This is a genomic window from Aquimarina aquimarini (assembly GCF_900299535.1).
Classification (GTDB): domain Bacteria; phylum Bacteroidota; class Bacteroidia; order Flavobacteriales; family Flavobacteriaceae; genus Aquimarina; species Aquimarina aquimarini.
This window is the reverse complement of sequence record NZ_OMKE01000019.1, coordinates 25,445-38,417: the sequence shown is the minus strand read 5'-3', so window position 1 is coordinate 38,417 and position 12,973 is coordinate 25,445. Positions and strand designations below refer to the sequence as shown.

Annotated in this window: 10 protein-coding genes; 6 read left to right on the top strand and 4 right to left on the bottom strand. The window is 33.2% G+C overall.

The genetic code is table 11. The annotated features are described in order from the left end of the window. Window positions 1-29 precede the first annotated feature (29 nt). The 3 genes from DG508_RS10355 (at window position 30) to DG508_RS10345 (ending at window position 2,236) form a co-directional block, all read left to right on the top strand. A complete protein-coding gene (locus DG508_RS10355; protein WP_108868071.1) occupies window positions 30-794 on the top strand; it encodes an SH3 domain-containing protein in 765 nt (254 codons plus the stop codon). A gap of 359 nt (window positions 795-1,153) precedes the next feature. Then, on the top strand, window positions 1,154-1,495 hold the full coding sequence (locus tag DG508_RS10350; protein ID WP_159090789.1) for a hypothetical protein: 342 nt from the start codon (window positions 1,154-1,156) through the stop codon (window positions 1,493-1,495). Window positions 1,496-1,825: 330 nt separating this feature from the next. After that, a complete protein-coding gene (locus DG508_RS10345; RefSeq protein WP_103866845.1) occupies window positions 1,826-2,236 on the top strand; it encodes a hypothetical protein in 411 nt (136 codons plus the stop codon). Window positions 2,237-2,878: 642 nt separating this feature from the next. Here the strand turns inward: DG508_RS10345 and DG508_RS10340 are convergent. Continuing rightward, window positions 2,879-3,241 (bottom strand): winged helix-turn-helix transcriptional regulator, encoded by a 363-nt coding sequence (locus tag DG508_RS10340; RefSeq protein ID WP_108868069.1) that lies wholly within the window; start codon window positions 3,239-3,241, stop codon window positions 2,879-2,881. Window positions 3,242-3,402: 161 nt separating this feature from the next. Between DG508_RS10340 and DG508_RS10335 the strand changes: the two genes are divergently transcribed. Further along, on the top strand, window positions 3,403-4,017 hold the full coding sequence (locus DG508_RS10335; RefSeq protein ID WP_108868068.1) for an FMN-dependent NADH-azoreductase: 615 nt from the start codon (window positions 3,403-3,405) through the stop codon (window positions 4,015-4,017). 100 nt (window positions 4,018-4,117) lie between these two features. Here DG508_RS10335 and DG508_RS10330 read toward each other — a convergent pair whose 3' ends face one another. Both DG508_RS10330 and DG508_RS10325 read right to left on the bottom strand, forming a co-directional pair. Then, the gene (locus tag DG508_RS10330) at window positions 4,118-6,298 is read right to left on the bottom strand and encodes a M3 family metallopeptidase (protein ID WP_234418215.1); all 2,181 of its coding nucleotides are present in this window, start codon (window positions 6,296-6,298) and stop codon (window positions 4,118-4,120) included. Between the two features lie 11 nt (window positions 6,299-6,309). Next, window positions 6,310-8,799 (bottom strand): M14 family metallopeptidase, encoded by a 2,490-nt coding sequence (locus DG508_RS10325; RefSeq protein ID WP_108868067.1) that lies wholly within the window; start codon window positions 8,797-8,799, stop codon window positions 6,310-6,312. Window positions 8,800-9,012: 213 nt separating this feature from the next. On the opposite strand from DG508_RS10325, the gene bshC reads away from it, so the two are divergent. Beyond that, on the top strand, window positions 9,013-10,608 hold the full coding sequence (gene bshC, locus DG508_RS10320; RefSeq protein WP_108868066.1) for a bacillithiol biosynthesis cysteine-adding enzyme BshC: 1,596 nt from the start codon (window positions 9,013-9,015) through the stop codon (window positions 10,606-10,608). Between the two features lie 41 nt (window positions 10,609-10,649). On the opposite strand, the gene DG508_RS10315 is transcribed toward bshC, so the two are convergent. Then, complete coding sequence (locus DG508_RS10315) at window positions 10,650-11,195, bottom strand: pyridoxamine 5'-phosphate oxidase family protein (protein ID WP_108868065.1); 546 nt, start codon at window positions 11,193-11,195, stop codon at window positions 10,650-10,652. 197 nt (window positions 11,196-11,392) lie between these two features. Here DG508_RS10315 and guaA point away from each other — a divergent pair, with 197 nt between their 5' ends. Continuing rightward, window positions 11,393-12,922, top strand: coding sequence for a glutamine-hydrolyzing GMP synthase (guaA, locus tag DG508_RS10310; RefSeq protein ID WP_108868064.1), 1,530 nt, complete (start codon window positions 11,393-11,395; stop codon window positions 12,920-12,922). The last annotated feature ends 51 nt before the right edge of the window (window positions 12,923-12,973 follow it).

The following is a 12,973-nucleotide window of genomic DNA, read 5'->3' as shown; positions in this document are numbered from 1 at the left end:
ACTTACCATGCCGAGAGGTTACCTTTAATATGAAAAAAACAATAATTATACTGATAACATTACTCTGGGCAATACCAATTTTTAGTCAAGACAAGTTTGTTGTCACTGCAGAAAATGGACTTATTTTAAGACAAGAGCCAAACTCAAAAGGAAAGAAAATTGGTAAATTATATTTTGGAGCAGAAATAACTATAATTAAAAGAACTGAATACAGTCAGACAATAGTAGATAATGGTAAAAAAATCTCAGGGAAATGGGTTAAAATAAATTTCCAAAACTTCCCGACTTATATTTCGAATGAAGAGTTTGGTTATGTCTTTGATGGATATTTAAAAAGTAAGAATGAAAGCATAAAAGAGGTTACTAATGAAATTAGTAAATATTCTGAGTTCAAAGGCCTTACTCTGAATACTGAAATAAAACCTTTTTATCTAAAAGGTAATTTTTTTGGAGATAAAAAAAATGATATGGTTGTCCTATTAAAAAACAAGAAAGGAGAAACTAAAATTGGATTTATTGATTATGGGCAAAAAACAAGAATCCATATTTTAGGAAATAATAATGATCCTTTTAATATGACAAGTTACGGATGGGTTGGAGTTTTTAAAAAAGTCAATAGAAATGAAACCTTATGGTCAAACTATGAAGACGATTTTGTAGACTTTAAAGATGTTCCTGAAAACAAAAAAGTAAAAATAAATTATAATGCTCTATATATGCACGCTTCTGAAAGTTGTGGAGGTGGATTTGTCTACTGGAAAAACGGAAAATTTAATTGGTTACAACAAGAATAAATACTAACAACGGTAACCATTACACAAACCCACAACCAAATACCAGCACTGTTTTATAGAGAAAGCTTTGTCCTCCCAGCGCAGGATGGAAACCAAGGAGTACTATAGAACACCCAATAACTAATACTCAATACAGTTTTCTCACTACTCAATACTCACTACTCACTACCAACCATACAGTATTTTATTAATTTTTTATGAGGGTTTCCTAAAGATCATATGATAAAAATAATAGTATTTTTATTCTAAATATATAAGGAGTATCGTTATTATAGTAACTATATTTTTTTGTTTTGTAGCACATTGGAATAATGAAATCAACTAAAGAAATAATATCCGCAATAGAATCTTTCAAACCGGTGGATGGGAATTGGCTGGAATTGGACGAACTTGTCAATGAACTTTGGGAAAATGGAAAACCTAAACTCGGAATCAATGCGCTCTTCGGAGTTTTTGAACGATATCCAAATGATGATGGGTCTGGTGTTTTCTGGACGATCTTACACGGATTAGAAACTCTTAACTATGAAAAGTTTTTATATAATTCCTTAATGAATAAACCATCTCATATGGGAATTAATATGCTAAAACGAATTGAAAATACTGATTCTGAATTTCTAGATGGAAAATCAATTACTGAATTAAAAGAATTTATCAGGAATAACCCAAAAGTCGATTCGGAATTGTTATCTGAATTATAAATAAAAAAAACGTACTACAACACGATATATGGCCCATAGCAACTAAGTGATCAATCGAAATGTTATTGTGTTTTTGGTAAGGCGCAATATTTGCTAAGAGAAAAAGTTAGCAATCAATGCGCAGAAAAATTGAAAAGAAGGGTAACATTTTACTCTGTTACAACACATACAAGAAAGATTGTGTAGAACACAAAATATTATAATTAATATGAAAATTTATCAGTGAACTCATCTTGACTTTCAGCCATTTTTTAGGAAATAGAAAAAGTCAAGATGAGTTCAGTTTAAAAATGATAAAAATAAATAGTTGAATTAAAATAAATTTAAGTTATGAAAATTAAACTGTTATTACTTTTTTTTGGAATTTTAATGTTTAATACCTCATGTAATAAAGACGATGATAATCAAAACTATGAACTAGAGAATTTAATTTTAGGAGATTGGTATATTGTAAATAAAATTGTTAATGGAAATGTAATTCCTTATGACGATCATGAAAAGTGTGGAAGAGATTATTTGCAATTTAGAGAAGATGGAAGTGTATGGTCAGTTGATGTTTGGGATTGTGAAAAAGAATTTCAGAAGTTAGGAAATTATTCTTTTGAAAATAAAGAATTAATAATCGAAGGAAAAAAAGTGGAGATTTTAAAATTGGATGGTAAAAGTTTTTCTACAAAATTAGAATATGATTATGATCATGATGGAGAAATAGATGAAGTAATCGAAAATTTCGAAAAATAAACCCCACACACAAACCGTTGGCAAATATTCCCCACATCAGAACCCGATTAATTCCTCGAGCTAACGAAGCGTAAAAAACAGATGTTTCATATCTTTAGATTGGTTCATTAATAGGTCGATTTTTTAACTGGTGTTACTTTTGGGTAAACTCGGCAAACATTCTGATCGAAGTACTATCATTCTTGTCTTTAGATTGAGTTTGATGTGATAATTCCAGTGGTACTGCATTTTATGTAAGTCCGATCGAGATATTTTAGAATTTATACAGTGCTTCTTTTGAACCATTTTTATAACCTAAAGTTGGTATTATGAACAAAAAAATGGAATTAGACATCATCAATTTTTCCCTGCTACCGCTAAGCTGTGCTTAGTGGCGGTATGAGTAAGCAATACAATATATAAAAAAACACAGCAGTAGTGTTGTGGTTTTAAAGTCTCTTTATCAATTCTCTTCAGATACAGAAACCTTTACGGCGGTTCTCTACAAATAGTAGGTATATCATTTTCATCCGATCGCTTTTATAGAACAGATGAAGTTGATAATCCAAAAACACTCAAGACAGTAGGAAATGAATATCGAACACCCAATACCCAATACTGAATATAGAAGTTCATAAACCATCAACTAGGAGTTATTATATATTATTTGCTCATTATTTTTTTTCTATGAGTAATCCCCCAATCTCTAACCACTTCGATCACTTTATCTAGTGATAGCCCGTAATTGGTCAAGCTATATGCTACAGTAATAGGTGTTGTTGCAGATTCTTTTCTATCAACTAGGCCATTTATTTCTAGGTCTTTTAGCTCCTTAGATAGCATTCTTGGGGTGATGCCTACTATTTCACGTTCTAGTTCTTTGAATCTGTAACTCTTGAAAGAGAGGGTGACAATGATGGGCAGTTTCCATTTGCCTCCTATTAAATCTATTACATCTCTAACAGGTAGTATAAATGATTTGCATTCTGCTGGTGTATGTTTGGGGGTATCTTTTATGCTATTCATTTTTCTGGATATCAATATTATAATACGATCACTATACTATTGTATACCAATATACTTGAGTATAGTCATGTAATTTGTGTGCCAATGTAATATACTTTTGTAAGAACGAAAAATTTCATGAATTTAATTTGAAATGATTTAAAATTATAATAATAGACGCTATGAAAAAGACACTTGTTGTAAGTTATACCCCTAGAGAGCAATCAAATACAAAAAAGTTGGTAGATTTTTTTGTAGAGCATACTCAAAATAAGACAGAGATAACATTTCTAGACTTGACCAAAGATACTCCTGATTTGTTATTAGAAAAAAATCTGAACCTATATGTGAATCGTAATTTTGGCGGAGTAGCATTGAATGATGAGGAGCAAAAAATATTATCCAAAAATGATAAAATGGTGGCTCAGCTTCTTGATGCAGATAGGATTGTAGTAGCAAGTCCTATGTATAATATGTCGCTTCCTGCCACAGTAAAAGCATGGGTAGATGCAGTTATACAAGCAGGAAAAACTTTTGAGCAAACAGAAAATGGGCCAAGAGGATTGTGTGATGGTAAACAAGCATTGGTGTTAATGACTAGCGGTAGTGATTTTACAATAGAGCCTTTAAAAAGTATGAATTTTGCCACTCCTTTGTTGAATGCTTGTTTGGGGCTTATGGGGATTACTACAGAAAATAGTACCGCATTTGGGTTGCAACAATATCCAGATAAAGTAGAGAGTATGCTAGCTGTGTGTAAAAAAGAGATTAAAGTAGTGAGCGAGAAGTGGTATTAATACCTGCTTAAGTTTGAAAAGTATAACTGGTATTAAAATAAAAATACACATACATCGTAATCGATGTATGTGTATTTTTTTATTTATGGAGGGGGTATTCCTATGATTTAGGAATAGGAAACCCTCTATCTTTCATCAAAGCTTCAATCTTAGCATCGCGACCTCTAAACAGTCTATATGCTTCTGCAGGATCTATAGCATTACGAGGTGCAAAAAGGTATTTTACCAATTTTGCGGCTACTTCTTTGTCATAAAAACCTCCAGGAGCTTCTGCAAACGCTTCTGCAGCATCAGATGTAAGTACATCTGCCCACATATATCCATAATATGCAGTCGCATACCCTTCACCAGAAAATACATGCCCAAAATGAGGAGTACGGTGACGCATTACCAATTCTTTTGGCATGTGTAAGGCTTCTAGAGCTTCTTTCTCAAACTTGTCTATATCAATATCTGTAGGATCTGCCAAGTGTAGTTTCATATCTATAAGAGCAGAAGCAAGGTATTCTGTAGTTGCAAACCCTTGATTAAAAGTAGCAGCTTTCTTTATTTTATCAACCAATGATTTAGGGATTGGTTCTCCTGTCTTATAGTGTACCAAATAATTATTGATGACTTTATCGGTAGATAACCATCGCTCTAATAATTGAGATTGGAATTCTGTATAATCTCGCACGCCTCCGTTCAAGGTTGGGTATCTTACCTCAGAGGATAAGAAGTGTAGTGCGTGACCAAACTCATGAAAAAAGGTAGTTGCATCTGACCATGATACCAAAACAGCTTCTCCTGGTGCAGGTTTTACAAAATTAGAATTGTTGGATGACAATACATTTGTTTTACCATCAAAGGTAGTATGACTTCTATAAGTATTTGCCCATGCACCAGATCGTTTTCCTGGTCTGGCAAATGGATCGAGATACCATAGACCAATATGCGTTCCAGAAGTTTTGTCAGTTACTTCCCAAACCTTAACATCTTCATGAAAAACAGGTACTTTTCCTTCTTCAATAGGAGTAAACTTAAAATTAAATAATTCACCAGCTACAAAAAACATAGCCTCTCTTAATTTATCTAACTGTAAGTATTGTTTTACTTCATCAGAATCTAGGTCATACTTCTTTTTTCTTACTTTTTCTGCATAATAGCGATAATCCCAAGGTTCTATAGTTATTTTATCTCCATTGGCATCTGCCACGGCTTGCATATCAGCTACTTCTTCTTTTACTCTTGCAATTGCAGCAGGCCATACCGCATTCATAAGCTCCATTGCATTTTCTGGCTTTTTAGCCATACGGTTTTGTAATCTCCAATCGGCATAGTTATCATGACCTAATAATGCTACACGTTCTTTTCTTAATTTCAGGATCTTTGCAATGTTTGCATTATTATCCTTATCATCGCCATTATCCCCGCGAGAGTAATAGTTTTTCCATACCTTTTCTCGTATATCTCGCTCGTTTGAGTAGGTAAGAAAAGGATCCATAGAAGACCTCGTATTGGTTATTGCATATTTACCTTCTTGGTCTCTATCGGTTGCCGCTTTTGCATATGCTTTGATTAATGGTTCAGATAAACCACTTAATTGATCTTTTGTAAGATAGGTTACATACCCTTCTTCATCCTCTAATACATTATTAGAGAAATTAGTATATAGTTCTGATAACTCTTTATTGATGGCCGCATATCGTTTTTTCTTTTCAACATCAAGCGCAGCACCATTCATAGCAAATGATTCATAAATAAGTTGTGCTACTCGTTGTTGATCTGCTTCTAGAGGTGTTTTTTGCGAGTTATCGTATACGGTTTTAATACGCTCAAATAATTTCTCGTTTTGCGATATTTTTGAATTGAACTCTGATAGTATAGGAGCCATTTCTTTTTGAACATTCCTAAACTCTGGAGAAGACATATTACTACTTAAAATACCATAATATGTAAAAACTCTATTGAGTTCTGCCCCAGCTTTTTCCATAGCGACAATAGTATTGTCAAAAGTAGGAGCATCAGGATTATTTGCAATTGCTTCAATCTCTTTAAGATTGAGTTCCATTCCTTTATCAAGTGCTGATTTTATATCAGAAACATTCATTTTATCAAATGCTGGTGTCCCTTGATAAGGGCCAGTCCATTCTGATAATAATACATTGGTAGTAGTATTCGATGCAGTTGTTGTGGTTGCAGTAGGTTTTACTGCTTCTTTCTTTTGATTACAACTCGCTAAAAGCACCATAGCCGATAAGGCCATAGTTTTTATAGTTGTCGAGAGATGTGAGTTATTCATGATTATTTAATTTAAATTCTATATTTATTGTTATTAGTAAAGAAAATGGCATTTACCAAAAACAGTTTTCCGTTTTCCCAAAAAGACCTGAATAAAGGATTATCTACCATATAAATCATACTTCCTCGCCCTATTCTTGTTTCACCAAATACAAGAGAATTGTGTAATCCTTTTAGTGCGGTTGTACCAGCAAACCCAGAGACATTTTCTGGCTGTTTAATGTAAGCTATATTATATCCGTTTTTAAGAAATTGATAAGATTTGTTGTTTAGTTTAAGACTAAAGTAGGTGTTGTCATACCCAAAAGCCATAGGGTGAGAGGGGTCTACATACGTTTTAAAAATACTTCCTGTAATAAATTCTTTTACACTTTCTCGTTCTCTTTGATCATAGGGTATAAGATTACTAGAAATAGAATCTTTATCCTTTTCTTCTGCAATGTTTTTTTTGAGGCCAAAACCTGTTTGGTCAACAAAAGAGTTCATTGCATCGGCAATAGCAATTACTTTTCCTCCATTTTGAATCCATTTTTTTAATTTGATCAATAAACTTTGATCTATGTACTCCTTATAATTACCATCTGGTAGAATGAGTACATCATAATTACTAAGTTCAATTTTTTTGAAATACTGAGTATCTATAGAAGTAATAGGGAATTTAAGTTGTTGCTCAAAGAAATGCCAAATTTCTCCATAGTTTAGAGATGAGGTGTGTGCCCCTTTGAGTACTGCAATGCGTTGTTTGTTGATTAGTTTTACATCTGGTGATCCAAAATCTACACCATTGGTAGAAAAACTAGTGGGTGCGACATACAGTTTTCTGTTATGTTTATTCGCAATTTTTACAACAATTGTATCGTAGTTTTTAATGTTAAGATTATCACTTTTGGTAATCAAAAGACTTCCTTTCTTAAAATTATTGCCAGTATTAGAAAAATCTTTTTCACTAAAACGTACTCTGATATTATTCTGTAATAGGTCTGCCATAAAAGCAGCATCATCAATACTATTCCATTTAGAAATATACCCCGCTCCAGAAGGAGTTGCAGTATTGTTGATTGTTGTTGCTTTTTTAGTTAAATCAGCAGAGATTAGCGAAGTAGAAGCAATAGCATCTAATCCATATGCATGAGGAATACTCCAGGCTGTAATATCATAGGTGAGAGGCTCATTTAATTTGGTGTTTGGTTCAAAAAGTACTTTTACCATCTTACCCTTTGCTTGATTGGTACTTACAACCAAAGCTCCTTTGGCATTAATTGATCCTTGCTTATTTTCTTTAAAATTAAAACCAGATACTTTTGATGCATTAGTAAATCCATATTGTATATCATGTATATCTAACAGCGCTGTAAGCTTATTAATTTTATCTTTTTCACCAGTAAGCACATAACTTTTATATGTATAATTAGTATTGGTAAAGAATTTTTTGAATTCGGTATTTAATTTTGCAGCCTGCAAAGAAGAAATTTCAACAGTAGATAACCCAGTAGTAGTATGATGTAGCGCACGATCTTTAAGGGTCAATACATACCCCTCATCAGTTTGTATGCCTAATCCAGCTCTACCATGTCCTGCTTGCTCATAGGTCATTCCTATCGCTCCCATAAAAGTAGGATACGTATCTCCGTAGCTAGGATATAATAGATCAAAACGCTCTCGGGTAAAAAATAGCCACCCTTCTGAATCAAAGTATCGAGCGTGATTTTTTCCAATTTGTGTCTGAAAATCTTTTTGCCAAGGTGTTATGATTTCATGAAAAGGCTCTGCGGCAGGAGCAAAATAATAAGGATCATTGATACCCTGCTCATGAAAATCTACATGAATATGAGGCATCCATTGGTTGTAAACCTGTATACGTTGCGATGACTCTACTTGAGTAGCCCATGCCCAGTCACGGTTCAGATCAAATAAATAATGATTGGCTCTCCCGCCTGGCCAAGGCTCATTATGTTCTGTTGCCACCTGATCTGTGTTATAAGGAGTGGCTTTTACCTGATTGTACCAATTTACATATCGATCACGCCCATCTGGATTGACACAAGGATCCATAATAACAACCGTGTTTTTTAACCATGCTGTTTTTTTTGAAATCAATTCATACACCGTCTTCATAGCCGCTTCTGTACCAGAAGCCTCATTACCATGTACATTATAGCTCAACCAAACAATTGCAGTTTGTGGAGTAGCTATTCCTTTTTCTAAGCCAATGTTTTTTAAATTATTCAATCGAATATTCTCAATATTCTTTAAATTCTCTTCAGAAGAAATAATAGCATAGGTGAGTGGTCTACGCTCATTTGTTTTGCCATAGGTATGATAACTTACCATTGTAGATTGATCAGCAACATGCTTAAAATAATTGACCACATCGGCATGACGTGTAAATTGATCTCCTATCTCATATCCCAAAAAATCTGAGGGAGATTGTAACTTGTCTTGAGAATACCCCAAACAGGTACTTATAATTGTAATAAAAAGAATGGTAGTTAATTTTTTCATCGACTGGTGTGTTGATTTAAGATGGTAAAATACCGAGTTAAATTTAGGATAATATTGATGTTAACTAAAATTTAAGATTTGAGATACCTGCAAATATAAATTAATTACTAGATGAAGTAGGGGAGTAAATTAAGGGGAATTATTAAAAAAAATATAAAAAAATAAATGAAGCGACAATCTACCGTATATTTATCGATCAAAAAAAGTTTGCTTATGCCTAGTGATTGTATTCCGTTTCGCGATACGAATTATTTTTCATCCCTTATTTGTGACTATTTAGATCAAAAAGCTGAATTAACTCCTTTTTATCATCGTTTTCCTGAGTTAGAAAATTTCAAAAATCAACTAGAAGAAAAGAAAGATGCTTTTTCTGATGCTCATAGAAAGGTATTGGTAAAAGCATTGAGAGCACAATATAAAGGAGTAGATCTATCTGATCTTACTGCAGCAAATATTGAGCAACTAGAAGACTCTACTACATTTACTGTAGTTACAGGGCATCAACTAAACCTTTTTACAGGTCCGTTATACTTTTTGTATAAGATTATATCGACAATCAATCTTACAAAACAGCTTAAGAATAAGTATCCTGATTATAATTTTGTTCCTGTGTACTGGATGGCAACAGAGGATCATGATTTTGATGAGATAAATTACTTTAATCTATTTGGAAAAAAAATACAATGGAATCGCAAAGATGGAGGTGCTGTGGGAGTTTTTGATACAGAAGGATTGGACAAGGTTTTTGATGTTTTTTCTTCTGAAATTGGAGTAGGAAAAAATGCAGAATATCTCAAAACTTTATTTAAAAAAGCATATTTAGAGCATACTAGTCTTACTGAGGCTACTCGTTATCTGGCTAATGAGTTATTTGGTGCATATGGGTTGGTTATCGTTGATGGTGATGATCGTGAATTGAAACGATTATTTATTCCATTTGTAGAAAAGGAATTAATAACGCAAGAAGCATATAAAACAGTATCAAAAAAAGCCCAAAAACTAGATGAAGCAGGGTATAAAGTGCAAGTAAACCCAAGAGAAATTAATTTGTTTTACCTTTCTCAAAATTCAAGAGAGCGCATTGTAGAAAAAGAAGGAAAGTATTTTGTAAACGAAACCGATATTGAGTTTAGTAAAGATGAAATCCTAAAAACCCTCAAAGAGACTCCTGAAAGATTTAGCCCTAATGTCATGATGCGTCCTTTGTATCAAGAAGTAATTCTGCCAAATCTTTGTTATATAGGAGGAGGAGGAGAATTGGCATATTGGTTAGAGCTGAAAGATTATTTTGAAGCAGTACAGGTTCCTTTTCCTATGTTATTACTACGTAATTCTGTTTTGGTTCAGACTCAAAAGCAAGCAGAAAAAATAAAAAACCTTACTGTTTCTGATACCGAATTATTTTTGAAACAGCATGAGTTGATTAACCGTAAAGTACGACAGATATCTAATATAGATATTAATTTTGATCCACAGCGAAAGCATCTTCAGGAACAATTTCAATCTATGTATAAAGTAGCAGAAAAAACAGATGTTACTTTTTATAATGCTGTAAAAGCACAAGAAGTAAAACAATTGAAAGGATTAGATGCGCTAGAAAAAAGATTATTAAAAGCACAAAGGCTAAAATTAAGCGATCATGTAAAACGATTGACTATGTTACAGAATGAACTTTTTCCTAATCAAAGTTTGCAAGAACGTACTCAAAATTTTACAGAATTATATTTGGAATACGGAGATCAATTAATTCCTATGCTTATAAAACAATTAGACCCTTTACAAGGTGAATTTGTTATTTTGAAACACTAATTTTTTAATAACCTTTGTTTTATTTGAAATTATTTAGCTCTCTACGGTACAAGATAAGAGCTATTCCAATCATTATATTCTTTTTTAAAAGCTACACGAATGTGATCAGGCCTTTTTAAACGTAGGTATTCAATATGATGAGGAGTGAATTTTATAGCAGAAAAAAAATGAGCCCCCTCAAGATAATCAATTGCAGCAGGATTACTTATTTCTTGTCCTGGAGGTAGTTGTGTAGAATAATCCTTTCTGGATTTTTGTGGTATTTGCTCCCAAATAGTTTGTAACATGCTGTTATTACTAATAATTTCAGCTTTGGCAAGTATAGAGATTTGTAAAAATCTTTTTGCATCAGTAAATAAAAGACTTACTGAGTTATGGTCATGTATATGGGTTGTTTTTTTTGATCTTTTATCAGTATATATCATGAGATTTAGCGTATCATCTATATCACGAAGTACCACAGTACGCATTCTGGGAGTGCCATCTGTAGAAGAAGTAGCCAGTGTAAAATGCCTAAAAGGATGATCAGAAGATTCTGTTGCTGTTTTTAAGTCTTTTATAATTGATGAAAAGATAATTCCTGTCATTTTTTGAAGTTTTCTTAAAGTTACATGAAATTTTATCAGTGATCAAAGGGAAGAACCATATAATTGATACTGTAAAAGAGTAGTTTATAAAGCATTATTAAACCATAAATCGAAGGTTAAAAACCGAGAAAAAAAATAATATTGAAAATTATTCGATTAAGGATTTCGAGGGTTGTAATTTAATTTTATTTTTGCCTATGCAAAACAACGTACTTATTTTAGATTTTGGATCGCAGTATACTCAACTTATAGCAAGAAGAGTAAGAGAATTAAATATTTACTGCGAAATTCACCCATACAATAATTTACCTGAGAATGTCTCAGATTTTAAAGCAGTAATTCTTTCAGGTTCTCCTTTTTCTGTAAGAAGTGAAGATGCTCCTCATCCTGATTTATCTGAGATTAGAGGAAAAAAACCTTTATTAGCCGTTTGTTACGGAGCGCAATATTTAGCTCATTTTAGCGGGGGAGAGGTTGCTCCTTCTAATACTAGAGAATATGGTCGAGCTAATTTATCTTTTGTGCAAGAGGGAGAAGTCTTTTTTGAAAGTATTGGTAAAGGTTCACAGGTATGGATGAGTCATAGTGATACCATAAAAAAGCTTCCAACAGGAGGAGTTCGATTGGCAAGTACAGGAGATGTAGAGAATGCAGCATATAAAATAGAGAATGAAGATACATATGCAATTCAATTTCATCCAGAAGTATATCACTCGACAGATGGAAAACAATTGCTAGATAATTTTTTAATAAAAATAGCAGGAGTGCAACCAGATTGGACACCAGATTCCTTTGTAGACACTACAGTAGCAGAACTCAAAGAGAAAATAGGAGATGACAAAGTTGTATTAGGATTAAGTGGAGGAGTAGATTCTACAGTAGCAGCAGTATTATTGCACAAGGCTATTGGAGAGAACCTGCATTGTATTTTTGTAAACAATGGATTACTTCGTAAAAATGAGTTTTCTGATGTATTAAAACAATATGAGGGTATGGGGCTTAATGTAAAAGGAGTAGATGCTTCGGCACGCTTTTTGGACGCTCTGGCAGGAGAAAGTGACCCAGAAGGAAAACGTAAGATTATTGGGAAAATTTTTATAGAAGTATTTGATGATGAGTCACATAAGATTGATGATGCCAAATGGCTAGGGCAGGGTACAATATACCCAGATGTGATAGAATCAATTTCTGTCAATGGACCTTCTGCTACCATTAAATCGCATCATAATGTAGGGGGATTACCCGATTTTATGAAATTGAAAGTGGTAGAACCATTACGAATGTTGTTTAAAGATGAGGTGCGTAGAGTAGGGGCATCAATGGGAATTGATCCAGAATTATTAGGAAGACACCCTTTTCCAGGACCAGGATTGGCAATTCGTATACTAGGAGATATTACTGCTGATAAAGTTGCCATATTACAAGAAGTAGATGCTATCTTTATTAATGGTTTAAAAGAAGATGGGTTGTATGATAAAGTATGGCAAGCAGGTGCAATCTTATTACCAGTGCAGAGTGTTGGGGTTATGGGAGATGAGCGTACCTATGAAAATTGTGTAGCATTACGAGCAGTAGAAAGTACAGATGGAATGACGGCAGACTGGGTAAATCTTCCTTATGAGTTTTTGCAAAAAACCTCTAATGCAATAATAAACAGGGTAAAAGGCGTTAATAGAGTAGTATATGATATTAGCTCTAAGCCTCCAGCTACAATTGAGTGGGAATAGAAGTATATAATAGATTTTTTGAAGTTAGGGAATTAAAAAATAGGAGAATTA